This window comes from Myxococcus dinghuensis (assembly GCF_024198235.1).
In the GTDB taxonomy this organism is placed as follows: Bacteria; Myxococcota; Myxococcia; order Myxococcales; family Myxococcaceae; genus Myxococcus; species Myxococcus dinghuensis.
In genome coordinates this window covers 371,322-397,020 of the sequence record NZ_JAKCFB010000002.1, presented here as the reverse complement: position 1 = coordinate 397,020, position 25,699 = coordinate 371,322, and the positions used below count along the sequence as shown (strand labels likewise).

Annotated in this window: 20 protein-coding genes; 7 read left to right on the top strand and 13 right to left on the bottom strand. The window is 71.3% G+C overall.

Translation table 11 applies throughout. The annotated features are described in order from the left end of the window. The first annotated feature begins 21 nt into the window (after nucleotides 1–21). Entirely contained in the window at nucleotides 22–2,547 is a 2,526-nt protein-coding gene (locus tag LZ198_RS04240; protein WP_253970564.1) for an excinuclease ABC subunit UvrA, read from the top strand. A gap of 10 nt (nucleotides 2,548–2,557) precedes the next feature. On the opposite strand, the gene LZ198_RS04235 is transcribed toward LZ198_RS04240, so the two are convergent. Continuing rightward, nucleotides 2,558–3,883 (bottom strand): thioredoxin family protein, encoded by a 1,326-nt coding sequence (locus tag LZ198_RS04235; protein WP_253970563.1) that lies wholly within the window; start codon nucleotides 3,881–3,883, stop codon nucleotides 2,558–2,560. Between the two features lie 77 nt (nucleotides 3,884–3,960). Between LZ198_RS04235 and LZ198_RS04230 the strand changes: the two genes are divergently transcribed. After that, nucleotides 3,961–4,512: a TFIIB-type zinc ribbon-containing protein gene (locus LZ198_RS04230; protein ID WP_253970562.1), complete on the top strand. Its 552-nt coding sequence runs from the start codon at nucleotides 3,961–3,963 to the stop codon at nucleotides 4,510–4,512. Nucleotides 4,513–4,525: 13 nt separating this feature from the next. Here LZ198_RS04230 and LZ198_RS04225 read toward each other — a convergent pair whose 3' ends face one another. Then, the gene (locus LZ198_RS04225; protein ID WP_253970561.1) at nucleotides 4,526–5,470 is read right to left on the bottom strand and encodes a LysR family transcriptional regulator; all 945 of its coding nucleotides are present in this window, start codon (nucleotides 5,468–5,470) and stop codon (nucleotides 4,526–4,528) included. 71 nt (nucleotides 5,471–5,541) lie between these two features. On the opposite strand from LZ198_RS04225, the gene LZ198_RS04220 reads away from it, so the two are divergent. Then, the gene (locus tag LZ198_RS04220) at nucleotides 5,542–6,906 is read left to right on the top strand and encodes an MFS transporter (protein WP_253970560.1); all 1,365 of its coding nucleotides are present in this window, start codon (nucleotides 5,542–5,544) and stop codon (nucleotides 6,904–6,906) included. Nucleotides 6,907–7,358: 452 nt separating this feature from the next. Here the strand turns inward: LZ198_RS04220 and LZ198_RS04215 are convergent, their stop codons facing one another. Together LZ198_RS04215 and LZ198_RS04210 are read right to left on the bottom strand one after the other, a co-directional pair. Next, nucleotides 7,359–8,426 (bottom strand): serine/threonine-protein kinase, encoded by a 1,068-nt coding sequence (locus LZ198_RS04215; protein ID WP_407667379.1) that lies wholly within the window; start codon nucleotides 8,424–8,426, stop codon nucleotides 7,359–7,361. A 72-nt stretch (nucleotides 8,427–8,498) separates the two neighbouring features. Then, nucleotides 8,499–9,653 (bottom strand): oxygen-binding di-iron domain-containing protein, encoded by a 1,155-nt coding sequence (locus LZ198_RS04210; RefSeq protein WP_253970558.1) that lies wholly within the window; start codon nucleotides 9,651–9,653, stop codon nucleotides 8,499–8,501. A 295-nt stretch (nucleotides 9,654–9,948) separates the two neighbouring features. Here LZ198_RS04210 and LZ198_RS04205 point away from each other — a divergent pair, with 295 nt between their 5' ends. Further along, nucleotides 9,949–10,425, top strand: a complete 477-nt coding sequence (locus tag LZ198_RS04205; RefSeq protein ID WP_253970711.1) for a YqaA family protein — start codon at nucleotides 9,949–9,951, stop codon at nucleotides 10,423–10,425. Between the two features lie 156 nt (nucleotides 10,426–10,581). After that, the gene (locus tag LZ198_RS04200) at nucleotides 10,582–12,285 is read left to right on the top strand and encodes a lamin tail domain-containing protein (protein ID WP_253970557.1); all 1,704 of its coding nucleotides are present in this window, start codon (nucleotides 10,582–10,584) and stop codon (nucleotides 12,283–12,285) included. A 57-nt stretch (nucleotides 12,286–12,342) separates the two neighbouring features. Here the strand turns inward: LZ198_RS04200 and LZ198_RS04195 are convergent, their stop codons facing one another. Beyond that, nucleotides 12,343–13,515: an AI-2E family transporter gene (locus LZ198_RS04195; protein ID WP_253970556.1), complete on the bottom strand. Its 1,173-nt coding sequence runs from the start codon at nucleotides 13,513–13,515 to the stop codon at nucleotides 12,343–12,345. 120 nt (nucleotides 13,516–13,635) lie between these two features. Here LZ198_RS04195 and LZ198_RS04190 point away from each other — a divergent pair, with 120 nt between their 5' ends. Further along, nucleotides 13,636–14,052: a DoxX family protein gene (locus tag LZ198_RS04190; RefSeq protein ID WP_253970555.1), complete on the top strand. Its 417-nt coding sequence runs from the start codon at nucleotides 13,636–13,638 to the stop codon at nucleotides 14,050–14,052. Nucleotide 14,053: 1 nt separating this feature from the next. Here LZ198_RS04190 and LZ198_RS04185 read toward each other — a convergent pair whose 3' ends face one another. Then, on the bottom strand, nucleotides 14,054–15,304 hold the full coding sequence (locus LZ198_RS04185; RefSeq protein ID WP_253970554.1) for a threonine/serine exporter family protein: 1,251 nt from the start codon (nucleotides 15,302–15,304) through the stop codon (nucleotides 14,054–14,056). Nucleotides 15,305–15,448: 144 nt separating this feature from the next. Here LZ198_RS04185 and LZ198_RS04180 point away from each other — a divergent pair, with 144 nt between their 5' ends. After that, nucleotides 15,449–16,249, top strand: a complete 801-nt coding sequence (locus LZ198_RS04180; protein ID WP_253970553.1) for a pseudouridine synthase — start codon at nucleotides 15,449–15,451, stop codon at nucleotides 16,247–16,249. Between the two features lie 5 nt (nucleotides 16,250–16,254). Here LZ198_RS04180 and LZ198_RS04175 read toward each other — a convergent pair whose 3' ends face one another. Genes LZ198_RS04175 through LZ198_RS04145 form a run of 7 tightly spaced genes read right to left on the bottom strand, consistent with a single transcriptional unit; the run spans nucleotide 16,255 to nucleotide 25,698 of the window. Continuing rightward, complete coding sequence (locus LZ198_RS04175) at nucleotides 16,255–16,836, bottom strand: RBBP9/YdeN family alpha/beta hydrolase (protein ID WP_253970552.1); 582 nt, start codon at nucleotides 16,834–16,836, stop codon at nucleotides 16,255–16,257. Nucleotides 16,837–16,852: 16 nt separating this feature from the next. Next, entirely contained in the window at nucleotides 16,853–17,677 is an 825-nt protein-coding gene (locus tag LZ198_RS04170) for an aminotransferase class IV (protein WP_253970551.1), read from the bottom strand. 16 nt (nucleotides 17,678–17,693) lie between these two features. Further along, nucleotides 17,694–18,263, bottom strand: coding sequence for an anthranilate synthase component II (locus LZ198_RS04165; RefSeq protein WP_253970550.1), 570 nt, complete (start codon nucleotides 18,261–18,263; stop codon nucleotides 17,694–17,696). Continuing rightward, nucleotides 18,260–19,711, bottom strand: coding sequence for an anthranilate synthase component I family protein (locus LZ198_RS04160; RefSeq protein WP_253970549.1), 1,452 nt, complete (start codon nucleotides 19,709–19,711; stop codon nucleotides 18,260–18,262). Before LZ198_RS04160 ends, LZ198_RS04165 begins: the two co-directional genes overlap by 4 nt. 46 nt (nucleotides 19,712–19,757) lie before the next feature. Beyond that, nucleotides 19,758–23,462, bottom strand: coding sequence for an ATP-binding protein (locus tag LZ198_RS04155; RefSeq protein ID WP_253970548.1), 3,705 nt, complete (start codon nucleotides 23,460–23,462; stop codon nucleotides 19,758–19,760). 21 nt (nucleotides 23,463–23,483) lie between these two features. Next, the gene (locus LZ198_RS04150; protein ID WP_253970547.1) at nucleotides 23,484–24,494 is read right to left on the bottom strand and encodes a hypothetical protein; all 1,011 of its coding nucleotides are present in this window, start codon (nucleotides 24,492–24,494) and stop codon (nucleotides 23,484–23,486) included. Then, nucleotides 24,481–25,698, bottom strand: a complete 1,218-nt coding sequence (locus tag LZ198_RS04145; RefSeq protein WP_253970546.1) for an endonuclease domain-containing protein — start codon at nucleotides 25,696–25,698, stop codon at nucleotides 24,481–24,483. Before LZ198_RS04145 ends, LZ198_RS04150 begins: the two co-directional genes overlap by 14 nt. Nucleotide 25,699: the final 1 nt, after the last annotated feature.

The following is a 25,699-nucleotide window of genomic DNA, read 5'->3' as shown; positions in this document are numbered from 1 at the left end:
GAGCACATTCGTCTGGAAGGCGTGAACACCCACAACCTGAAGAACCTCTCGGTCTCCATCCCGAAGGGGAAGCTGGTGGTGGTGACGGGCGTGTCCGGTTCGGGGAAGTCGTCCCTGGTCATCGACACGCTCTTCTACTATTCGAAGTCGCTGTACCTCGGCGCGCTCTCCAGCCGCTCGTTCGACATGGGGGAGGGGGACTTCCAGGTCGAGCGCGTCAGCGGCACGCAGCCGCCGGTGGCCCTCAAACAGTCCGTCAACCGGCTCAGCAACCCCCGCTCCACCATCGGCACGCTCTCCGGCATGGACGGGCTGATGCGCCTGTTCTTCGCGCGTGGCGGGACGCCCGTGTGCCCGGCGTGTCTGGGGCCGGTGGACAAGAAGCTCCAGTGTGGCGACTGTGGCTGCTTCGCCGAGCCGCTCACGCCCCGGCAGTTCAGCGCCAACCGCAAGGAGGGCAAGTGCCTGACGTGCAACGGCCTGGGCCGGCTGCCGTCGTTCAGCGCGGACCTGCTGGTGCCGGACCCCTCCAAGTCGCTGGAGTGGATCTGGGACAACGCGGAGCCGGGGACGTTCAGCATCCCCAGTCAGCGCAAGGTCTTCGAGGCCATGTGCGAGGACGAGGGCATCCGCCTGGACGTGCCCTTCTCGAAGCTCACCCCGGCGCAGAAGAACCGGGTGCTGCGCGGCTCGGACAAGGTCTACCGCATCCAGGTGCGCAAGGTGACCAACGAGTTCTCGTACGACGGCATCCTCGGGTACATGGAGCGGCTGTACAAGTCGACCTCGTCGCCCGCGCGGCAGCAGGCGCTCCAGCGCTACATCGGCGATGCCCATTGCGCCGCGTGCGAGGGTGGGCGGCTGCGCAAGGAGTCGATGGCCGTCACCGTGGGAGCGCTGCGCTTCGGCGACTTCCAGCACATGACCATCGGTGAGCTGGTCTCCCGCCTCCAGGGTGGGAAGTTCCCGGCCCAGGTCCGCGAGGTGGCCCAGGCCATCCAGAAGCAGTGCCAGAACATCGAGGACGTGGGGCTGGGGCACCTGGCGCTGGATCGGGCGGTGAACACGCTCTCCGGCGGTGAGCTCCAGCGCCTGCTCCTGGCCCAGCACGTGGCGTCCGACCTCACCGGCGTCATGTACGTGCTGGACGAGCCCACCATCGGGCTCCACGAGCACGACACGGTGAAGCTCTTGGAGACGCTGCGCCGGCTCCGGGATTTGGGCAACACGGTCATCGTCATCGAGCACGACGAGACTTTGATTCGCGCGGCGGACTGGCTCATCGAGATGGGTCCGGGCGCGGGGGCTCGGGGAGGGGAGCTGGTCTTCGAGGGGACGTACGAGGAGCTGATGGCGAGCCCCCGCTCCCAGACGGCCGCGTGCATGAAGAACCGCCAGTTCGCGCTGGAGCGCCGGCCGGACCTGCAAGGCTGGCTGACGATGACGGACTTCCAGCGCAACAACCTGAAGGTGGCCAAGGTCGCCTTCCCGCTCAACGCGCTGTCCTGCGTCACGGGGCTGTCCGGCTCCGGCAAGAGCTCGTTGATCGGCTCGCTGCGAGACGAGGCGCTGCGGGTGCTCACCGCGCGGGCGGCGAAGCGGGACGTGGGCGCGTCGTTGAAGGGGCTCGACGGGCTGGACGAGGTGACGTACGTCGAGCAGAAGCCCATCGGTCGCTCCAGTCGCAGCACGCTGGTGACGTACCTGGGCATCAGCGACGCCATCCGCGACCTGTTCGCCTCGCTGCCCGAGTCGTCGAAGAAGGGCTTCGACAAGACGCACTTCAGCAGCAACGTGGCGGGGGGACGCTGCGAGACGTGCAAGGGCCAGGGCTCGCTCGAGATCGACATGTCCATCTTCGAGAGCGAGTACGTCGTCTGCGACGACTGCGGCGGCCGGAAGTTCCAGGAGCCCGTGCTCGAGGTGAAGCTGAACGGGAGGAACATCCACGAGGTGCTCAGCCTGTCGGTGGAGGAGGCCCTGTCGTTCTTCACGCCGAAGCAGGACGCGACCATCGTCCAGGCGTTGACGTACCTGCGGGACTTCGGGCTGGGCTACCTGGTGCTGGGGAGCTCCACGGTGACCCTGTCGGGCGGAGAGGCCCAGCGGCTCAACCTGGCCGCGGAGCTGCTGCGGCAGAAGAAGAACCGGTGCCTGTTCATCTTCGACGAGCCCACGCGCGGGCTGCACTTCGCGGACATCCGTCACCTCCTGAAGCTGTTCAACCAACTGCTGGAGGCGGGCCACACCGTCATCATCATCGAGCACAACCTCGATGTGATTGGGCAGGCCCACTACGTGGTGGACATGGGGCCGGAGGGGGGAGACCGGGGCGGCGACGTGGTCTTCGCCGGGCCGGTGCAGACGCTGACGGAGACCGCCGGGTCGCACACCGGTCGCTACCTCAAGGACCACCTCAAGCAGTACTACCGGAAGGAGGCCAACGTGATGAAGGAGGAGGCCGCCTCCGCCCGGGCCCCCGTCGAGGAGGCTCCCCGTCCCGCGGCGCCGACGAAGGCGAAGAAGACGAAGAGCCTGCAGCGGTAGGGGAGGGGGGCTACTTCGCCTCCTCGAGCCCGGACAGCGCGGACCGCACCGCGTCCACCGCGTACTGGGAGAACTCGCGTTGCATCCTGGGCAGCCGCTCCGCCTCCGCGAGCGCCGTCTTCAAGTCCGCGCGGGCCTCGGCCTTGCGTCCCGCGCGCTCCAACGTGCGGGCCCGGCTCAGCCAGACCGCCAGCCTGCGTCCACCCTGGGCGAGCTTCAGCGCGCGGTCCGTCGCGGCCAGCGCCTCGTCGTAGCGGCCGAGCTCGCGGAGGTTCGCGGCCACGCGGGTGCTGGCGGAGAAGTCGCCAGGGAGCTCGTGTTCGCTCCGGGCGAAGAGCTCGAGGGTGTCCGCCAGGTGTCCGCTCGACTCCGCGGCGCTGTAGAGCTGCGGGTCCCAGGCCGCTCGGCCCTGGGCGGTGGTCTCCTTCGCACGGTGCGCGAGGACCTCCGCGTAGTGCTTCTCGGAGAGTCGTCTGGCGCCTTCCTCGTCCCCGCGTTCCCCGAGCAGCTCCGCCATGGAGCCATAGAGCCAGACCTGGCTCTTCGCGCCGCTCCGCTGGGCCTGCTCGAAGGCCTTCTCGATAGCGGGCTCCAGGGCCTTCTGGGCTGGAGCCGCCCATGGCTTGGGCTCCTCTGCGTACCGGGCGCAGGCGTACCCGAAGCTCGCCGCGTCCACCTGCTCCTCGGCCGCGAGGCCTGGGACCTCCTGGACCGCGTACTCCGCGCAGGCCTGGAAGTGCTCCGCGTTCCAGAGCGCGTTGAGCGCGGACTCCACCGCCCGGCCTCGCCGGTTCCAATCCCTGGCGCTCCGCGCCACCGCCTCCTGGTACTTCGCCGCCGCCAGCGCGTGCTCCCGCCGGGCGTACGCGCGGTCTCCCTCGAGCAGGAGCTGCTCCGGTCCCGACAGGCGCGCGTGCAGCGCGCGTTGGGCATCGTCCAGGAGGGCCAGGACGTCCTCCAGGCCGACGCCCCCCATCCAGCGCAGCGCGGGCGTCTCCGTCTCGGCGTCGAGCACGAGCAGGGTGGGCAGGTTGTTCACCGGGAAGCGCTCGAGGAACGGCTCGTTGACCGGGTCATCCACGTCCACCGAGAGGAGGACGTAGTCCCGCGCCCGCTCGACGAAGGCGGGGGCGGTGAAGACCTGGGCCTCCAGGGTCCGGCACGGCGGGCACCAGATGGCGTGGTAGTCGATGAAGAGGGGCTTGTCCTCCGCGCGGGCCTGGGCGAGCGCCGCGGCGTAGTCGTTCTGGATGAACACCGCGTGCGCGGGGGCGCGTGTGGGCGTGGTGGCGCAGCCCGCGAGGACCGCGAGGAGGACGGGGAGGAGCCGCTTCATGCGGGGGACTCTAGCAGCGGGCCGGCGCCCTTCGCGGGAGCGGCGCGTGTGTCCGGGATGGCCTAGGCTCCGCGCCGATGCCCGCCCGTGCATGTCCTTCCTGTCGCGCCCCGCTCCAGCCGCTCCTGGCGGACCGGGTGCTGCTCGACCGTTGTTTCGCCTGCAAGGCGATGTGGTTCGACGCGGGCGAGCTGGGCCTCGTCGCGGGGACGCAGGGCACGCCGGAGATGACGCGGGAGCAGCCCGCAGCGAAGTGCCCGGCCTGTGCGGGGATGCTGTGGTTCGCCCGCCTGGGGGCGTGTGAGCTGCTGGCGTGCATCGAGTGCGGCGGCAACTCCGTGTCGGATGCCCAGTTCGCGCGCGCCACGCAGGAGGGCGCCGCGCGCAAGGCGCTGCCTCGACTGGAGTTCGTCTGCGTGGGGTGCAAGGACCGCTACCCGCTCACCCAATGCCAGCGCGTCGTGCCCGGCCTCGCCTGTGCCCGTTGCGCGGAGCGCTTCCCGCCCGCACCCGCTCCGTGCCACCGGGAGCGACCCGTGGAGGGCGCCGCGAAGCCGACGCGCACCGCTTCGGACGACGAGTGGCGGGACTGGTGGCGCTTCGTCGAGGACCTGTTCGACGCGATTTGAGCGGGTGGGAGGCTCAGCGCGTGCGCTGGGTGGGGGAGGCCGCGCCGCGCTTGCCCGTGCCCCAGGGCTCCGGCATCGCGCGCACCGTCTCCACGATGAAGGACTTCATCGCCCGCGCCGCCGCCGTCAGGTAGCCCTCGCCCCGGTGCACCAGCGCCACCTGGCGCTTCAGCCCGCTGCGGACCAGGGGCACCACGTCGAACCGATGGGACGGGTGCTTGCGCGCCATCAGCTCCGGGACGAGCGCCACGCCCAGGCCCTGCTCCACCATGCGGCGCATCGCCTCCGCGTTGTCCGTCTCCAGCGCCACCCGGGGCGTCACCCCGCGCGCCTCGCACGCCGCCTCCAGCGCGCGTGTGCCGCTCATGCTGGGGATGACCACCCACGTCTCCTCCACCACGTCCGCCAGCGCCACCGGCCCGCCCACCTTCGTCAGGCGATGACCCCGCGGCACCGCCAGCATCAACGGCTCCTCCCACAGCTTCTGGGACACCAGGTCCGCGCGGCGCACCGGCAGGGAGAGGATGGCCAGGTCCAGCGTGCCGTGCGCGACCCCTTCCTCCAGCACCGCCGCCATGCCCTCGCTGAGTCGGGGGCGCACCTCGGGGTACTCCCGCGCGAACGCGGGGAGGATGTCGGGGAGCAGGTACGCGCCCACGGTGTGCAGGGTGCCCAGCGTCACCGAGCCCCGGGGCGTCCCGGACAGCCGCCCCAGCTCCGCGCTGCCCGCCACCAGCGCATCCACCGCGCGTCGTGCATGGGGGAGGAAGCGCTCGCCCGCGTCCGTCAGCACGGTGCCGACGGGCGTGCGGACGAGCAGGCGCGTGCCCAGCTCGGCCTCCAGGGCCTGGAGCTGTCGCGACAGGCCGGACTGCGACAGGCCCAGCCCTCGGGCCGCGGTGGACAGGCGGCCTTCCTGGGCGACTCGGAGGAACGCCTGGAGTTGTTCGTGGGTCATGCGGAACTCGCAAGAAGTCTATGCGGAAGTTGCGGTTTCCGCATGGGGGCCCTCCGGTTAGACGTGGGGCCATGGATGGAAGTGGCGTGTCGGTGGAGCCGGTGACCTCGGGCCAGCCTGGAACGGCGCGGCGGATGGCCACCGGAGCGGTGCTGCTGGCCCTGGTGGTCAGCGCCTTCGAGGGCACGGTCGTGACGAGCGCCATGCCCACCATCACCCGGGAGCTGGGCGGACAGCACCTCTACTCGTGGGTCTTCTCCGCCTTCCTCTTCGCGTCCACCGTGGGCGTGCTCATCTCCGGCAAGCTGGCGGACCGGCTCGGCCGCAAGCCCGTGTTCTTCGCCGGCATGGGGCTGTTCCTGGTGGGGTCCGCGCTCTGCGGGCTCTCCCAGTCCGTGGAGGGGCTCATCGCCTTCCGCGTGCTGCAGGGCCTGGGCGCGGGCGCCCTCCAGCCCACCACGCTCACCATCAGCGCGGACCTCTACACGCTGCGCGAGCGCGCCGCGGTGCAGGGCCTCTTCACGGGGGCCTGGGGCGCCGGCAACGCCGTGGGGCCGCTCATCGGCGGCTGGTTGGTGATGCACGCCTCGTGGCGGTGGGTGTTCCTGGTCAACGTGCCCGTGGGCCTCTTCGCGGCCCTGCTGCTGTACATCTCCTACCGCGACCCACCGCGCCGCACGGACGTGCAACTGGACCGCTGGGGGCCGGTGCTCGCCGGGAGTTCCGCCGCGATGTTGTTGTTCTCGCTGGAGCCGGGACAGGCCGGGCTGCGGTGGGTCTGCCTCGCGGGTGCGCTCGTGTTGGGGACGGTGCTGGTGCGTCAGCAGCGCGGCTCGACGGCGCCGCTCATGCCCATGGAGCTGCTGACGGACCGGACGGTGCTGTGCGGCGTCGCGGGTGGCATCGCCGGTGGCGCGCTGCTCTACAGCATGGCCGCGTGGGTGCCCCTGTGGATGACGGAGAAGGGCGGACAGACGCCCCTCGTCGCGGGCGTGGCGCTCCTGCCCATGCTGCTGGGCTGGTCGGTGGGCTCGTCGTTCGGCGTGAAGCTCCTGGTGCGCGGTGGGATGCGGCTGAGCGCGGGCGTGGGCTTCGCCGTGGCGGCCACGGGCGCGGCGCTGCTGGCCCTGACGGCCGCGCTGGAGCTGGGCATGTTCGCCGCGCTGGTCTCCCTGGCCGTGCTGGGCATGGGCCTGGGGCCGGCCGCGAGCACGTCGCTCATCGGCCCCCAGTCGCGCGCGCCCTGGCACCATCGGGGCATCGTCACCAGCAGCCTCTATGCGACGCGCCTCCTGGGGGGCTCGTTGACGGTGGCCGCCCTCGCGCTGGCGCGAGGACACTTCGCCGCCCAGTTCGCCCTCGCCGGCTCGCTGGCGGCGCTGGTGTCGCTGGGGCTGTTCCTGTTGGCCCCTGGCAAGGCCGCCCTGGAGTCCTGACCCGCTCGCGGTGTGCAGGACGGAGGGCGCGGTGTGCGCGGTGCTGCACACGGACGTCGCCGTGCCCGCGACCAACCCCGCGAAGCGACACGACGTCAGGTGCTGGCCGGCCCCGTGCAATCGCGTCCCCTCCACACGCCACGATGGGGCGGGAGGGACGGATGCGCGGAACGACCACGACCGGGGACGAGCATCGGAACGGAGTCGAGGTCTCCCTCGTCGCTCCAGGGCGCGGCCGTGGGAGGCGCTGACATGGTGCCCGTCCTGCCGTGGGTGGGCGTGCTGTGGCTCTCGGCGGCGCCGCCTCCGTGTTGGAGGGTGGTGGCCGAGGAGCCGGGCTGGAAGCGCGTGGTGCTGCCGGATCCATCCGGGAGGGGGGCGCTCGGTCCTGCTGTGTCAGCAGCCGGGCGTCGCCCCCCGCGTGACGCGGCCACCGAGGACCGCCGTCCCCGTCATCCTCTTGCCGCCGCCTCGTTGAAGGCCCAGGGCCACAGCTTCGCGAGGGCGGAGCGCAGCTCGCCCGCGTTCGCGTAGCGATGCTCCGGCTGCTTCTCCAGCAGCTTCAGGATGACGCGCTCGAAGGGCTCCGGCAGTCCGGGGCACAGCGTGCGGGGAGGGACTGGCGGCTGCTGCACGTGCAGGAACATCAGCGGCACCGGGTCCGTGTGGCGGAACGGGAGCTGACCGGTGCACAGCTCGTAGGCCACCACGCCCAGGGCATACAGGTCCGTGGAGGGGGACAGGGGAGGGCTGCCCATGACCTGCTCGGGGGCCATGTACTCCGGCGTCCCGAGCACCGCGCCCTGCGTCGTCGTCCCCGCGACGTGGGTGCTCTTGGCCAGGCCGAAGTCCATCAGCTTGAGCACGCCCGTGCGGGTGATGAAGAGGTTGGCGGGCTTGACGTCCCGGTGCAGCACCCCGCGCCCGTGCGCGTGCTCCAGCGCCACCGCGGCGTGGGTCAGCCAGCGCAGCGCCTCCCCGAGCGTGGGGCGCCGCTCCAGCATCCGCTGGCGCAGGTCCATGCCCTCCAGGAACTCCACCGTGAGGAAGTGGCGGTCGCCGTCCATGCCCACGTCGAAGACGCGCAGGATGTTGACGTGTTCGAGCGCCCGCGCGTGCTCCACCTCCTGGCGGAAGCGCGCCACCGTGTTCGCCTCCGCATGGGGCGTGGCCAGCACCTTGAGCGCCACGCGGAGGTTCAACGACAGGTCGGTGGCCTCGTAGACGGTGGAGCTGCCCCCCGCGCCCAGCCACCGCTCCACGCGGTAGCGCTGCGCCACGAGCTGCCCGGGCACCAGGCCCCGCACCTGGGAGGGGGGCGGCGCGGGGGTGGCGATGCCCTGCAGCAGCGTGCCGTGCGGAGACACGGGGGCCAGGGGCGTCACCGGACGCAGCGTGTCCGCCAGGGACACGGCTGGCGGCGGCGTCACCGGCGCGGGGCCCCACGGATGGTCCTCGTGTACGGCGGGTCGTTCCGGCGCCTCCCGCGCCGCGGGCTCCGGTGGCGTGCCCAGGTACATCACTCCACCGGAGTCTTCTTCCGTCGAAGCCAACGCTCCCTCCCTCGGCGTCCCTCGGCTCCGCGACGTGCGTCACGGGTCCAGCAGCGAGATGTGCGACGGCGCTCCCGCGCCTTCGATGTCCAGGTGCGGCGTGGGCAGGTTGTATTCGGCGGCGGCGCTGGTGGCCTCCACCATGATGGGCCCCGCGATTTCGGGGGGCTCTCCCTTGCACAGCAGGTCTACCACGTGCTCCACGGTCCACTTGCCCATCTTGTTCACGACCAGCCGGGTGCCCTCGAACGTCGCCGTGTCCGGCAGCTCCGTGCTCGAGCCCAGCTTCACGTCCGCCGATTCACCCAGGTAGCCACGCGCCAGCGCGATCACCCGGTCCAGCACGGCGTTCCACGCCTGCAGGTGGGTGCGGTCCTGCGCCTCGTCCATGATGTCCAGGCCCACCTGGAGCCGCTCCATCCGCTCCAGGAACTGCTGCACGAGCGGGCCCCGGATGACGCGGCCATGCTGGGGCGCGATGATTTCGACCGCGGGGGTGAGCTTGCGGATGGCGGCCACCGTCCGGGACAGCGCGGCGTTCACCGGCATGTAGATTTGATGGAAGGCGCGGATGCCCGCCCAGTCCGACTCGTCCGCCCACAGGCCCTTGGCGTTGGCGTCGGTGAGGCCACCGAAGAGGTCTCCGGTGAAGAGCACGCGGGTCTGCGGGTCGTAGAGCATCACCGCGCCGCGGAAGTGGCAGAAGGGCGAGGGCACCGGCAGGAGCTTGTGGCCGGTGGGGACGCTGAGCCCCTGCGCGAACTTCTCCGTGGGGATGAAGCGGTGGCGCGGCAGGTTCTGGTGGACGATGAGCCGCCAGGTGTCCTCCGAGCACAGGATGCCCGCGCGCGGCGCGTACCGCGCGGAGATGATGCTCGCGGACGAACCCACGTCCGGGTCCTGGTGGTTGATGAAGAGGGCCGACAGTCGCTCCATTCCCCCGATGAGCGACGTCACCTTCGTGTGGATGGTGGAGAAGTCGCTGCTGGAGCCCGGGTCGATGAGGAGATTGAACTCCGACGCGCGCTGCGTCTTCGCGTCCGTGCCGCGGAAGCGCCGGAGATAGGGATTGGCGTAGAAGATGTTTCCGGGCTCCCGCTTTCCCACCCAGAACGTCTCGGGTGCGATCTCCACCGGGACGATTCGGAGGTCGTTGCTGAGGCCCGGTACGGGAGTGTGGCCGCTGCTGCTCATGTCTCGGAGGTCCTTCACGCGTGGGGGGTGACACCCCCTGCCCATAGCAAGGCGTGCGCCGTCGCCCTCGCTCCCTCGTGACCCGAGCGACACGCTCCGCGGATGGCTGCATTTCGTGCGCGGGGATGGGGAGGGGCGCAAAACGTGCGGACGAAGCACCTCCCGGACGCGGGCGGGAGGCCCGTGGATGCCCGCCCGGCCCCGGACGGACCGGGGTGGCGGGGCCCGGTGGGAATCGCTCGGGTCCGGGATGTGGTCGTGGCACACTGACGTGGCTCCTTTTGCCCACCTCTCCATGCCCGACGCCTCCCTTCTCGCCGCCTGGGGTCTCCCAGGCCTCTTCCTGGTCGCGGTGCTCGCGGGGTCGGTGGTGCCCGTGCCGTCCGAGGCCCTGCTGGCGGCGCTCATCTATGGGGGCGCGTCGCCCCTGGTCGCCACGGGCGTGGCCACGGTGGGCAACGTCCTGGGCGCGCTCTCGCTCTACGTGCTGGGGCAGTGGGTGGCGCGTGGGGGCGGTGGCGCGTTGGGACGGTGGTACGCGCGGCGCCGCGAGAGCGAGGGGCCCCGCATGGCGCGCGTCGAGGCCCGACTCCGCACGTGGGGCGCGCCGGCGCTGTTGATGTCGTGGCTGCCCATCGTGGGTGACGCGTTCGTCATCGCCGGCGGCGTGGTGGGCGTCAGGCCCCTGCCGTTCGTCGTGTTCGTCACGCTGGGCAAGGGCCTGCGCTACGTCTTCGTCGCGATGTCCACCGCCGCGGCCCTCTCTCCGTAGCGCGAAGTCTGTTTCAATCGTGTTTCACGCGCCGCGTGACTGCATTCGCCAGCTAAGTTGAGGGCGTGGCTCCGGGCAGCGGCTGCCTGGGGCCACTCGTTCAGCAGTCGTCTCCGACCCTCAACGGCTCCCCTCCCGGGAGCAGGACCGGACATCGTGCGAAACACCGTGGTCTCATCGAGTGCCGTATCGTCGTGGCGCCCCTGGGCGGCCGCGCTCGCCTTCGTGCTCACCGCGTGTGGGGGCGTCGACCCCGCCGCGGAATCCTCCGGGCTGGTCGAGCGCGAGGACTCGCTCGCCAACGTCCGCCTCCGGCTGATGGCGGCCAACCTCTCCAGTGGAACGGGGCAGGACTATGACCCGGGCCACGGCATCCGCATCTTCCAGGGCACCGCGCCCGACATCGTGATGATCCAGGAGTTCAACTACAAGACGGACTCCGCGGCGGACATCCGCAGCTTCGTCGACACCGCGTTCGGCACGGGCTTCTCCTACTACCGGGAGTCCGGCGCGCAGATTCCCAACGGCATCATCAGCCGCTATCCCATCCTCGAGTCGGGCGAGTGGGACGACCCCCAGGTCTCCAACCGCGACTTCGCGTGGGCGCGCATCGACATCCCGGGCCCCAAGGACCTATGGGCGGTGAGCGTGCACCTGCTGACGTCCAACGCGAGCACGCGCAACGCGGAGGCCACGAGCCTGGTCGGCTTCATCCAGTCCAAGGTCCCCGCGTCCGACTATCTGGTCATCGGCGGTGACTTCAACACCGGCAGCCGCAGCGAGGCGGCGTTCAGCACGTTCTCCCAGGTGGTGTCGACGGCCAGCCCGTACCCGGCGGACCGCAACGGCAACACCAACACCAACGCGGGCCGCAGCTCGCCGTACGACCACGTCCTCGTGGACGGCGACCTGCGCCCCTACCAGACGGCGGTGGTCATCGGCGGCAGCTCGTTCGCCAACGGCCTGGTCGCGGACACGCGGGTGTACTCGCCCATCTCCGAGCTGTCCCCGGCGCTGGCCGCCGACAGCGGCGCCTCCGGCATGCAGCACATGGCCATCATCAAGGACTTCCTCATCCCCGGTGACACGGTGTCGTCCAGCGTGACGGTGACCTCGCCCAACGGCGGCGAGAGCTGGACGGCGGGCAGCGCGCGGACCATCACCTGGACGGCCTCCGGCATCTCCACCGTGAAGGTGGAGTACACGCTCGACGGCAGCACCTGGACGACGCTGTCCTCCAGCGTGTCCGCCTCCGCGGGCGGCCTGTCGTGGACGCTGCCGTCCACCACGAGCACCGCCGCGCGCGTGCGCGTGACGGACACGGCCAACGCCAGCACCACCGACACCAGCGACGCGGCCTTCACCATCACCTCCTCCGGGGGGGGCGGCACCGGCACGCTGCTCATCAACGAGGTGCTGGTGAACGAGCTGGGCTCCGACGTCAACGGCGAGTTCGTGGAGCTGGTGAACACGGGCTCGGCGGCGGTGAACATCGGCGGATGGACGGTGTCCGACTCGACGAGCGTGCGGCACACCTTCCCCTCCGGGACGACGGTGGCCGCGGGTGGCGTGGTGGTGGTGTTCGGCGGCGCGTCGGGCATCCCCTCCGGCACCCCGGGCGCGGTGGCGGCGTCCACGGGCACCCTCAGCCTGGGCAACAGCGGTGACACGGTGACGGTGAAGAACGCGTCGGGCACGGTGGTGGACACCGCCACGCTGTCCTCCGCCGTGTCGGGCACGGACGGTGTCTCCGCGAACCGCAGCCCGGACCTCTCCGCCGGCGCGTCCTTCGTGCTGCACACCAGCCTGTCCAGCCTGTCCACCTCGCCGGGCAAGCGCACCAGCGGCGCGGCGTTCTGAGGTCCTCCGCGTGTCCCGGGCTCCGGCATCCTGGCCGGTGTCCGGGGCGCGCGGTCGTCAGTGACGCTCGTCGGGCCCGGAGAGCCGGGAGGGTGGTCCCTCGCGCGCCAGCGACGCGCCGGGCCCGTCGGGCGCTGTCTCCGGGCCGGGCGTGGCCGGGCTCTCCGGAGGCGGGTGGTCGCGGCCGTAGTCGCGCTCGTAGATGCGCACCAGGGCCAGGAAGAAGGCGACGATGAGCGGGCCGAGCAGGAGGCCCACCGTCCCGAACGCCGCGAGGCCGCCCAGGAGCGCGAAGAAGACGATGGCGCCGTGCTGGTGCATGCCGCGCTTGGCGAGCAGCGGCTTGACGATGTTGTCCACCAGCCCCACCACCACGGTGCCCCAGACGGCGAGGAACAGCGCGGCCCAGGGATGACCGCTGAAGAACATCAGCGCGGCGGCCACCAGCACGACGATGGCCGCGCCCACCGCGGGGATGAGCGCCATGAAGAAGGCGACCCCCGCGAAGAACAGCGGCGCGGGCACCTGGACGATGAGGAAGCCGATGAGCGCCGCGAGCGCCTGGACCCCGGCGGTGGCCAGCGAGGACGCGAGCACCGCGCCGGACACGCCGCGGAACTCGCGCATGATCTCCAGCGTCTCGCCCGGCCGCAGCGGCGACACGCTCTCCAGCCAGTGCACCAGCTCGCGGCCGTCCGTGAGGAAGAAGAACAGGGCGATGAGCATCATCACCGTCTGGAAGGCGATGGAGCCGGTGGCCGCCACCGCCCCCGTCACCGCGCGCGCCGCCGTCCCGCCCTGGCTGCTCACCTGCTGCTGGAGCGTCTCGTCCAGGTGGACCTCCTCCACGGGCAGTCGCGCCATGAGGCGCTCGGCGCCGTCGCGCACCGGCCCCGGCAGCTTCTGCACCAGGCCCTCCACGCCCTCCTGCTGCACCGTCTTCGTCACGAACTGCGCGCCCGCGGACACCTCCGCCACGACGAACGCGGTGAGGCCACCCACCGGCACCAGCAGCGCCAGGATGACGGCGGCGCAGATGAGCCCGGCCGACACGTTCTTGCGGCCGCGCAGCTTGCGCGTCAGCCGCTCGTGCAGGCCGTGGAGGACCCCCGCCAGCACCGCCGCCAGGAAGAAGCCCTTGGCGAAGGGCTGGATGACCAGGGCCAGCAGGACGATGGACAGCAGGATGAGGCCCGTGAACACCCGGCGGGCGGTCTGCTCGGAAGCCATGCCCGTGAAGCTAGGGTCGGTTCCGTGGGAGGGAAGGGGGGGACGGCCCCCCGGCTCGGCCGCCTGCCCTCCGACGCAGAAGACTTGGGCCCGGGCGCCGGGCGGCTAGAGTGCCGCGCCATGCCGGCATTCGAATCGACCCAGTTCACGGTGTGGCTGCTCCAGGCGCTCTGTGCCGCCTTCCTCGCCATCCTCTTCCTCCAGTCCGGGCTGGACAAGGTGGTGGACTGGAAGGGCAACCTCGGCTGGCTCACCGGCCACTTCGCCAAGAGCCCCCTGCGGGGCGTGGTGCCGCTGATGCTCGGCGTCATCACCCTGCTGGAGCTGTCCTCGGGCGCGTCGAGCGCCGCGGGTGTCGTGGCGCTCGTCTTCACGGGCTCCGCGTTTCTGGCCTTCCTCGGCGCGCTCCTGTCCGCGGTGTCGCTGGTGTGCCTGTTCTTCGGCCAGCGCATGGCCAAGGACTACGCGGGCGCGGGCGGCCTCGTCCCGTACTTCCTGCTCGCGCTGGCGGCCCTCTACTTCACCCGCCAGGGCTGAGTCAGAGCACCTTGCGCGGCGGCACGAGGGCGTTGGCGGACAGGAGGCCCGCCACCAGCGCCACGGCCACCATCAGCATGTTGAAGGCCGTGTCCACCCCGGCCACCACGTCCCGCTCCAGCAGGGACGACAGGCTGCGGAAGCCCACGCTGCCGGGCACCAGCAGCATCAGCCCCGGCACGACGACGGTGACGGAGGGCTTGTTGCGCAGCCGCGCGAGCACGTTGCCGCCGATGCCCAGGAGGAGCGCCCCCACGAAGGCCCCCAGTTGTGGCCCCAGCAGCTCGGAGCCATAGCGCGCGCCCGTGAAGGCGAACGTCCCCGCGGCGGCAATCCAACCCCAGTCGCGCGGACGCGCGCGGAACAACACGCCGATGGCCAGCCCCGCGATGGCCAGCGCCAGGCCCTGCGTCCAGGCGGGGAGCGGCTCGGGGGGCGGGAGGATGGCGGGCGGCGGCAGCACCACCGAGAGCCGACTGCCCAGCGCCACGCCGAAGCCCAACTGGAGGAAGACCACGGCCGCGCCGGTGAGGCGCGAGGTGCCGGAGATGAGGTTGCGGGTGGCCAGCTCGTTGAGCGCCACCGTCAGCGTCAGGCCGGGGAGCAGGACGATGAGCCCCGCCAGCGTGGCGACCTGCACCTGCAAGGGCCCCACGACGCTCGTGGCCAGCACCGCCAGCGCGGAGGAGAGGATGGCCGCCACCGGCTCCAGCACGCGCGCCGTGGTGGGCTGGCGCTGCGTCAGCTCGCTGAGCATGCCGATGAGCAGGCTGCTCACCATGGCCACCGCCATCTCCCGCAGGCCACCGCCGAACAGCCGCGCCCCCGCGGCCCCCGCCAGCGCCCAGCACACCACCTGGAGCGTGGGGCCGAACCGCGGCGGACGCGCGAGGATGGCCTCCACGCGCAGCGCGCCCTCCTCGGGCGTGAGGCGCGCGTGGATGACGTCGTCCGCGAGGATGTCCAGGAGCGTCAGCCGCTCCAGGTCCATGTCCCCGGGCTCCACGCGGATGAGGCATGTGCGCAGCGACTCGGGCGGCCCGAACGACGCGAACAGCGACGTGGGCGTGGAGAAGAAGCGCCCCTCCAGGCCCAGCCGCTCGGACACGCGCTGCATCAGCCCCTCGAGGCGGTGCGCGGGAGTCCCATAGCGGTGCAGCGCCTCCCCCAGGCGCAGCGCGAAGGCAACGGCGGGACCCGGGAGCGGCGGATGCGGGGACAGCGAGGCGGCGATTTCGGGGGGGACGGCCACGACGGCGCAATGGCAGAGCGGGCCGGGTGGAGTCAAATGGCGCCACCGTGACGTCCGCCTGCCTGGAGCCACACGTGCTCGTTGGTTCCCCAAGGTAGACATGGGATGTCGGGCTGGTTCGGACTGGAGCGAGGAGGCGAGAGGATGGCGCGAGGACACAAGACGCCCCGCTGGTTGGAGGCCGCGAGGCGCCGGGGCGGCGAGGCGCCTTCACCGGACGGACGCGCGGACTGGCTGTCGCGGGCGCTGGGGCGCGCGGGCGTGCTGCCTCGCGCCGACGCGGAGGTCGCGATTCGCGAGGGGCGCGTCGAGCTGGACGGTCGGGTGGAGCGGGAACCCTTCGCCCCCGTGCACACCGGAAGTCAGGTGAAGGTGGATGGCCGTGTGCGAGAGCTGTCCCTGGCCACGCGGGTGTTGATGTTCCACAAGCCCTCCGGCCCGGTGGTGCACGGCTCGGACCCGGAGGGGGTGGGCACGGTGTTCGAGCGGCTCCGCGCGGTGCTCCCGGAGGTGCTGCTCGGGTACGAGTGGCTCGCGGTGGGGCGCCTGGACCGCGACACCACGGGGCTGCTGCTGTTCACCAACGACGAGCGGGTGGTGCGGCACGGCACGGCACCAAAGACGCACCTGACCAAGCGCTACGTGGCGCGCGTGGCGGGACGGCCCGGGGAGGTCGCGCTCCAGCGGCTGCGTGATGGGCTGGCGCTGGAGGATGGGCCCACGCGTCCCGCGGGGGCCACGCTCCGCGCTCCGGACGTGGTGGAGCTGACGTTGACGGAGGGGCGTCACCACCAGGTGAAGCGGATGCTGGCGGCGGTGGGCCACCCGGTGCGTGAGCTGCACCGGGAGTCGGTGGGCGGCGTCGCGCTGGACGTGGTCGAGGGCGCGTGGCGGGAGCTGCGCGCCGAGGAGGTCCAGGAGGGACTGGGGTTCAGGTCGGAGTGACGCGCTCAGCCCGGCGACGGACGGCCGAAGCGGGTGCGCAGCGTCTCCAGGATGGCGGGCTCGCGCGGGTTGTTGAAGTGCCGGCCGCCGGGGACGACGACGACCTCCGCGCCCATGCGCTCCTCCCAGAGCTGGGTGTTGCGTCGCCAGTCGGAGGTGAAGGGGTCGCTGTCGGAGATGACCACGACGCATCGGCCCAGCGCCGCGCGCGCCCGCGCGAAGTCGATGGGCGTGTCGAGCCAGGGATCCACGGCGCCCCAGCGCTGGTCTACCTCGAACCAGGCCGCCACGAGCAGGGCGCCTTCCACGCGGTGTCCCTCGGGCAGCGAGGCGAGGTACCGGAGGATGGTCTGGCAGCCCACGCTGTGTCCGAGGAAGACGGTGGAGGGCGCGGGGACGGGGCCCACGGCGCTCGCGAGCGCGGGCACCCAACGCTCGATGGTGGGCGAGCCCGGCTCGGGCATCTCCAGGGTGCGGACTTCGTCGAAGAGCGCGGGGGCCTCGAGCACCTGACTCGAGAGCCAGGGGTAGAAATCGGTGTCTGGGCCTCCGGCCCAGCGGTGCACGGCGACGAGGGAGCGGCTCATGGCGTGCGAATCTGCCTCACTCCTCGCGTGATGCCATGGCCTTGATGTGCTCACGGACCCGGACCGCAAGTGACAGGCTGTCGGGCAGGTCGCGCCCCAGCAGCCGCGTCACGCCCGTGGCCACCGCGGCGGAGTTGGTGAAGACGCAGGCGCGGGCATCCACCAGGTCCGTGAGTCGGAGGTCCTGCTCCACGACGGGGACTCCGTCGAGGTGGCCTTCCTCGAGGAGCAGCTCCCGGACGATGCCGGGCAGGCAGGGCGCGCCCAGCGGCGGCGTGGCGAGCACGTCGCCCATGAGGACGAAGATGTTGGCGGTGGGCAGCTCACAGGCCTGCCCGGCTTCGTTGCCCAGCAGGGGCAGGTCGGCCATCAGGCTGTACTGGCGGAAGTAGGACAGGCCCTTGTGGTTGGGCAGGGAGTCTCCACGGCGGTAGGCGCCCGGAATCACCATGTCGATGACGCGCCCCTCGCGCTGGAGGCGCTCCGTGTCGGGCGGGAGGTCCCGGAAGGTGAGCAGGAGCTGACCGTCGCTCGCGGCCAGCTTGCCGACGCCCGTGAAGCCGGGGCCCAGCGCGGCGTCCGCCTCCAGGCACATGCGCAGCGTCTCCCGGACGGAGGCCTCGCGGAGGTGCTCGGCGGGCGGCGCGCGCACCGACTTCGAGAAGACCGCGAGGCTCCGGGCGAGTCGCCGGAGGTGCCGGCCGAGGAAGAGGGGCCTGCCCGCCTCGACGCGGAAGGTGGTGAAGAAGCCCGCGCCGAAGAAGTAGCCCTGGGCGAAGTCGCTCAGGTGCAGCGCCTCCCAGCGCGTCACCTCGCCATTGACCGCCACCGTGGAGAACATCGCCGCCTCCGTCCGCCTAACGTCGTGTGCCCAGGAAGTTGCCGAGCAGTCGGGGCCCGTGGGTCGTGAGGAACGACTCGGGATGGAACTGGACGCCTTCCAGTCCGGGCAGCTCCCGGTGGCGCATGCCCATGATGAGCCCTTCGTGCCAGGCCGTCACCTCCAGGCACTCCGGCAGCCCCTCCCGCGCCACCACCAGCGAGTGATAGCGCGCGGCGATGAAGGGGCGTGGAAGACCCTGGAAGACGCCCTGGCCCGTGTGCTCCACCTCCGCCGTCTTGCCGTGCACGGGGACGGGCGCGCGCACCACCCTCGCTCCGAAGACCTGTCCCAGGCACTGATGGCCCAGGCACACGCCGAGCAGCGGCACCCGTCCTCCGAACGCGCGGATGACCTCGAGCGAGATGCCCGCGTCGTCCGGTGTGCCGGGGCCCGGGGAGATGACGATGCGCTCGGGACGCAGCGCCTCGATGTCCGCCACCGTGAGCGCGTCGTTGCGCACGACGCGCGGCCTCGCGCCCTGGGCTCCGAGCGCCTGGACGAGGTTGAAGGTGAACGAGTCGAAGTTGTCGATGAGGAGGATCACGTGCGCCCCCCGTGGGAGGCCAGCGCGAGGAGCTGCGAGCGTGCCTTGTTGAGCGTCTCCTTGTATTCCTGGCGCGGCTGCGAGTCGTGGACGATGCCGCCGCCGACCTGGACGTAGGCCCGACCGTCCTTCACCAGCAGCGTGCGGATGACGATGTTCAGGTCCAGGTCTCCGGAGAACGCGAGGTAGCCGAGCGAGCCCGTGTAGAGCCCGCGCGTCTGGGGCTCGAGCCCGGTGATGAGCTGCATGGTGCGAATCTTGGGGACGCCGGTGATGGTGCCTCCGGGGAAGAGCGCGGCCACCACGTCGAGCGGCCCCACGCCCTCGGCGAGCCGCCCCGTCACTTCGGATTCGATGTGCAGGACGTGGGCGTACTCGACGATCTCCATCAGCTTGCGCACCTCGACGGTGCCGTAGTCGCAGACGCGGCCCAGGTCGTTGCGCTCCAGGTCCACGAGCATGGCGTGCTCGGCGCGCTCCTTCTCGCTGGTGCGCAGCTCCTGGACGAAGCGGGCATCCTCCTCGGGGGAACCCCTGCGCCGCGTGCCGGCGATGGGGCGGGTGATGGCGAGGCCGTCCTCCACGCGGACCAGCCGCTCCGGAGAGGCGCTGACCACCTGGAAGCCGTCGCCCTCGAGATAGCTGGCGAAGTGGACGGGGCTGGTGGCGGAGAGCGTCTCGTAGAGCGCGAGCGGGTCGCCGGTGAAGTCCACCTCCAGGCGCTGCGAGAGGTTGACCTGGTAGGTGTCACCCGCGCGGATGTACTCGCGCACGCGCTCCACCGCCGCGAGGTAGGCGTCCTGCGTGAAGTTGGAGCGCCACGACGCGAGCGGTGCGTGCGGGTCCGGCGCGCTGGGCGGAGAAGAGGGTCGCGCGTGCTGGAGCCAGGACTCCAGCGTGTCGAGGCGGCGCGAGCAGTCGTCCCAGTCCGAGCCCGTGGCCACGAGGAGCAGGTCCCCCGCGAGGTGGTCGACGGCGAGGAACGTGTCCACGAAGGAGAGGGCGATGTCCGGCAGGCGCAGGTCGTCGCGTGGGTGGCGGGGGAGGGACTCGAAGTAGTGGTTGGCCTCGTAGGCGAAGAAGCCCACCGCGCCGCCGAGGAAGCGGGGCAGACCCGGGAGGCTCACGCCCTTCCAGCGCTGGAGCAGTCCCCCCAGGACCTCCAGCGGCGCGCCGTCCTGCCGCTGTCCGTCGATGAAGCACTGCGCGCCCTTGGCCGAGAAGCGGAGGAAGGGACGCGTGCCCACGAACGAGTAGCGTCCCTCCTCGCTGACACGGGTGCTCTCCAGGAGGAAGCGGTGTCCCTCGGGGAGGGCTCGCAACAGGTCCACGGGGCGCAGCGCCCCGGCTTCCCGCCTCCGGATGACCGGCACCTGATTGTGGCCCTGGGCCACGAGGGCCTCGAAGCGCGCGCGGTCGGGCAGGGCAGGAAGCGTCCGGGAACTCATTCCGGGCGCTTCCTAGCAGGAAGCCTCGCGAGGCGGGGCCGGCAAGTCAGCGGGCTCCCCCTGGCTTCGGGGGACGGGCGGCCCGAGCGAGTCGCAGGATTTCATCCTCGGAGAGCTGCGCGGTGCGGATGACCGAACGGTCGGCCTTGAGCTGCTCCACCTTGCCGTCGCGCAGCACGTGGAACTGGCCCTGCTTCTGGGAGGGGAGTCTCGCGTCCGCGTCCACCCGGGCATCGGAGAACAGCGGGCGAAGCTTCTTGAGAGCGTTGTCCTCCTTGATCTTGCCCACGCTCCACGTCAGCACGTTCTCCCGGCACTTGTAGTCCAGGTCCCCGGGGCTCTGGGTGGCGAGCATGATTCCCACACCCGCCGAGCGCGCCCGCTTGAGCAAGCTCTCCATGGGCTCCTTCGTGGCCGGCTTGCTCGTCGCGGGGAGATAGACGTCGGCCTCGTCGAACAGCAACACGGCCTGGAGCTGGCTGGACGGGTGTTGGCTCGCCCAGCGATGGGTCTCCAGCAGCAACTGGGACACCCAGAAGAGGATGCGGTTGTTGTCGCCCAGGAACTTGGTGCTGATGATGCTGAGGCGCGTGCGGCCGGGGACGGCGCTCGCGCCACGTCCGAGCAGCTCGTCCAGGTCCAGGCGCTCCCCACCTGAACTCAGGAGCGAGCGCAGGTTGAGGCGCAGCACCTCCAGGTCCATGGCGAGCTTGTCGTAGGTCTTCGCCGACAGGCCGCCGGCTTCCTGGATGAGCGCGGGGTCCTGGGACGCGACGAACTGCTGGACCACCTCCAGCGTCAGCTCTCGGTCCAACGGTTGTTGCACGAGGAGCCGGAGCGCCTGGGCCAACAGGGCTCGCGCGGCCTTGTCGTTGGGGCTGCTCTTGTAGTCGAGCATGCCCGCGATGGCGTCCGCCGCCTGCTGGACGCCCTGTTCCTGCTCCTCGACCGGCAGCGCCTCGAGGCCATGGGGGACGACGGGAATCGCCAGCGGTCTGCCGTCCGAGCGCCCGGGCGTGTAGAGCGCGACGTCGACACGCTCCTTGAGCAGCCGCCTGCGTTCGAGCAGAGCGGCGTCCTCCAGCGGCTCGTCCCAGGCCTCGGCGCGAGCGTAGGCGGCGAGGTCGCCCTTGCGGTCCACGAGGATGACGGGGATGCCGCGCAGCAGGAGCTGCTCCAGCATGTTGAGCGCGAGCGTCGTCTTGCCACTGCCCGAGCCCCCCAGGAACGCGCTGTGACGCGTCAGCTCGAGTGGCTCCACGAACACGGGCTGCGAGCGGATGCCCTCGGTGACGCCCAGGCGCACCGGCCCGGTGAGGGCCGCGCGCGGGACAGGTGTGACCTTCGGAGGTGTGGGGACGCGTGGCCTGAGTCCAGGGACCTTGGCGTCGCTCTCCCTGTTCGCGCCGCGCTCGAGCGGAAGCAGCTCGGCGCCCGTCACGTCGTCGAACCGGAGCCCATCCATCGCGAGCTCCTCGGTGCTCGGGGGCGGCATGCCGGCTCGATGGGCCGCGGGGCCCCCGCGCGGCGAGGCTGATGGGGGAGAACCGTCACGCGGTAGCCCCGGATGCCCGGTGGGCGACGCCGACGGAGGTGATGTGCCGTTCGAGGCCACGCCCTGGGGCTCGAAGCCCCCAGGACGAGAGGCGGGCTTGTCCGAGTGCGAAGACGTGAGGATGGCACTCACGGCGGTGAGACGGAATTCACCGGCGTCGGTCGCTCCGGCGGAGGGCTGTGACAGCCCAGCGGAGGTCGTTCCTCGTGTCGTCGTCGAGGAGGTCGCGCCATCCCGATGGGATGGCGTCGTCTTCGAGGTCTTCTTCCCCGAGTTCGGAACGGAGACCTGTGCATCGTTGAAGAGGGTGGACTGACTCGTGGAGGCGCGGCCCGTCGGTTTGGCGACGGGAACTGGCGCGGGCGGAGGCAATCGGGGCGCGGAGGGGGTGGCACCGGAGCGGAGGTGAAGGCCGAGCATGTCTCCCACGGCCTTCATCCGCGACACGGGGCGGAGCGTCTGACTCCACTCCCGGAAGGACGGCTTGCCCTCGTTGAGGGTCCGGAACTCGCGCAGGGTGACCAGGTCGCGCAGCTCGCTGTCGCCGACCACCACCCGACGCCCGCCTTTCTTGAAGAGCAGCGCAATCTGCTCGGCGACCTTGGTGCCCGTGGTGGCGGGGAACTCGGACGTCCGGATGATGACGGGCGTGCTCCCCGCCGCGGCCTTGATGGCGCGCTGCAGCTGTCGAGCGAGCCCTCCGCCACGCGGGTCCATCTCGCAGAGCGCGACGACGAGCTTCTCTCCCTGGGGTTGGATGCCCACGTCCAGGACTTCGTCGTCCCGCTTCTTCGCCGTGAATCGCTGCGTGCCGCCCAGTTCATCACCGCTGACCTCGACGGCCCATGCCAGCAAGGCGGTGATGTCCGCGGGTTCCTCGGGGAGGATGGGGCTGAAGCGGGCGCGGAAGTTCGTCCACTCCTGCTCGACGTCCTCGAGGACCGGGGGCCGCACGGGAGGTGTCTTCCCCTGAATGGGGTGGGCCTCGGGCAGCGGGAACTCCGCGGGCAGGCGCTGGTCCTGGATGGCCCGGTCCCGATAGCGACGACAGGTGTTCAGGACGTCTCGGGGACGCTGTCCGCTCAGGGCCTCGAAGCCCGCGGTGGGGAAGGGATACGTCGGGTCCGCGGGGTCGAAGGTCGCGCCGCGAGGCTCGTAGAGGGCACGCAGCCGCCGGACCGCGATGTCCCGGGCGATGTCCGCGGTCACCGTGCGCTCCAGCGTCACGGGCTCCGGGTCGTTCTCGATGCGGTCGATCATCGGCAGCAGCAACTGGGGCCGCATCTTCACCCAGTAGTCAGAGAGGCAGCAGACGACCACCACCGCGCGACGCACCTTGTTGGTGATGGAGATGAGGCTGGCCATCGCCCGACGGAAGGACGTCTCCATCTGCGGGCGCTGCTCGAAGTCACTGAGGTCCTCGACCTGGTCGACGCACACCACCAGCGCATGCCCGAGGGCATCCATCACCCGGCCGAGCTGCTCGACCATCCGGCTGTGCGCGTCGTCCCCCCTGCGTGGGACCAGGTCGCCAATCAGCTTCCGGTCACTGGCGGAGCGCTCCTCGCAGCGCAGCCAGTGGAAGACCTGTCGGTTGATGCGCGGGTCCTTGCGCTGGAGGTAGAGCAGGGCTCGCAGGAGGTCCACCTCCACGCTGCGGAAGCGGGGGTCGGCGAGCAGTTCGTCCGCCACCGAGTGGATGGTCCCGTGCAGTTCGTCCTCCTCCAGCACCTTCTCGTCGGGGATGAGGGGAGCGAAGGCGCTCCGGCAGTGCTCCATGAGCGCGTCCGACAGCCGCATCAGCCCGCTGTCGTCGTCCACGGACAGGTCGTAGGGCTGTTCCAGGGACGTGATGAGGTTGTTCAGGACGTACCGGTCGTAGTTGGACTCATCGACCGTCATCGGCATGTAGCCGACGAACCCCTTCCGCTGGCCATGCGCGTGATTGCGGAAGGCGCGCACCAGGTGCGTCTTGCCGCTGCCCGACTCGCCGAGCAGGAGCAGCAGCTTGCCCGAGCCCGGTGGCGTGGCGGCGGAGGCGCGCGTCAGCAGGCGGTGGAAGGCCCGCCGCGCGGGGGCGTTGAGCGTCTCGACGTCGAAGGGGTCCGGTTGCCAGAGGTATTGCCCCTGCTGCACCCCGCTGAACACCTCGCCGTCATCGTCGAGGAAGACCGACAGTCGCGCGTCCGTGGACATGGTGATTCCTGGGGCAGGGGGTCAGACGACGACGAAGTGGAAGCTGGCGCCGAAGGAGCGGACCTCGGATTCGGCCACGTCGGTCGGGTCCATGGCCGACACGAGGTCCGCGCGGGTCAGCGACAGGTGTCGGGTCCGATTGGCCTCCAGCAGCGCGGCGTCGAACGCCTCACGGTGGGGCCACTCCGGTTGGAGTGCGCGCCACACGTGGGAGATGAACACCTTGTCGTGACCGAAGCGGCCCGTGGGCAGGGCGCGGGCGACGTCGAGGACATGCTCGGCGAAGTCCTCCACGGACACCCGGGCCGGCGGCGGGCGGGTTCGGGGGGCCGTGGGTGCTGCCCGCTCTTCGACGGGAGCGGAGGTCGCTTCAGGCAGCAGCCAGCCTCGCAGCAACGTCTGGCGGACCGCCTCGGCGTCGACGCGCGTGGAGCCCGCCGCGCGGGCCACCCACTGCTCCAGGCCTCGACGGGGGTCCTTGACGTCTGCCTCCAGCAACTGGCCGAGCAGGTGCGCCTGCACCGCCGAGAGCGAGAAGGGGCGCTCCGTCTCCACGCCCAACTGGCGCCACAGGAGCCGGTCCCTCAGCTGCGCCAGGCTCAGCTCGTCCGTACCGACGTCCGGATGCTGCCGTCGGAGCACGGCGGTGCGCACCCCGTCTGCCTTCGAGAGGCGGGTGAGCACGGCACGGCTGGGCGGCAGTCCCAGGCCCCGGGCCAGCAGGTGGGTGGCCTTGAGCTTCTTCCACGTGAGGCTGCGTGGCAGTTGCTCCACCTGGAGGAACGCCTGCACCCGCGCGCGCCCCTCCTCGGTGAGCGCCAGCCGGCTGCGGCCTCGCGCCTCCACGAGTCCTTCGGCCAACAGCGCGTCCACGAGCCCTTGCGCGCGTGTCTTCCATTCGGCGCGGGACAGGCGGTGCTCCACGAGCGGACGCAGCGCGGCCTCCAGCTCCACGCGTGAGTCGCCCTGGGGACCACGGGTCAGCAGCCATGACAGGGCGAGCCCCGCCAGCCTCTCGTCAGCGGTGTCCATGAGGTGTCTCCTGCCCGGTGGCCTCACGTCGCCGGGCGGCAATCATCGATTCGACCGTCTCGCGAATGACCTCCAGCCGCGCGACGACGTCGTCGGCGAGGAAGCGGGCCACCCAGTAGCCCGCGCGCTGGAGGTCGAGGTCCTTGCGCCGGTCCCTGCGGTAGCGCTCGGGTTCACGGAAGTGGTGGAACCCGTCGATCTCGATGGCGAGCCGCAGCTCGCGGCACAGCAGGTCCACCTCCAGCGGGCGGCTGCCGTCACCCAGGTCGAGCACCCCGTTCAGTTGGAAGTGCCCTCGCGTCGCAGGGAGGTGCTCGAGCAGGTCGAACAGGAAGGACTCCGCCTCGCTGCGCGCCCGCTGGTCCGACTCCTCCTGGGCCCCGGTGATGGCGCGCGCGGCCTTCTCGTAGCGCGTGAGCAGCGGTGCCGGAGTCCCCTCCTGGCGCAGTCGCTTCAGCGTGACGTCCACACTCACCGTCTCCGCGCGAGCCTGCGCGCTGGACGACGCGGGCTCCTCTGGGACGTCGAGCCGGCCCTCACGCAGCAGCGCCAGCGTCGTGCACTCGGTGCGCCGCAGGTGCTCCGTGAGCGCCTGGGGCGTGAGCACGCAGACGGTGGTGAGTCGTGGTGCCGCGGTGGCCAGCGTCGCGACGGCGCGCAAGGCGCGGAAGTCAGCGGGGATGCGCAGGGCCGGCGCGCGTCCGTCCGGGACCACCGTCAGCAGGTCCCTGAGTGCCTCCAGCGGGTCTCGCATGATGGCGTGCTCGACCGCGTCCGTGAGCGCTCCGTCGCGCGTGGGGGCGGGCAGCTCCAGCAGGTAACGGCACAGCTCCCAGGCGGAGGTCTGCCCGGCGGGAGGCGTCAGGCCTTCGAGCAGCACGCGGCGCTCGTGGGTGCCCTTGCCCTGGAAGTGGAGCGTGCGCCGAATCCGCGCGGGCTGCGTCTGGAGGACGAAGGCCTCCGCGTCGCCCGCGAGGTCCCGCTCGGCGGACAGCGCGGTCGCCCACGCCCGGACCATGGCGCGGGGCTCATCACCCTCCGCGACGGCGACGCGCAACCCCTGGCGCTGCACCCATTGTGTCCAGAGCCCGAGCGCGCGCTCCGAAGGACCCACGAGCACGGTGAGCGTGGGGATGCCCTGTGCGCGCCGCCGGGAGTGCCGGTCCAGCGCGTCCAGCAAGGCTGTGTCCTCGGGCGACGACACG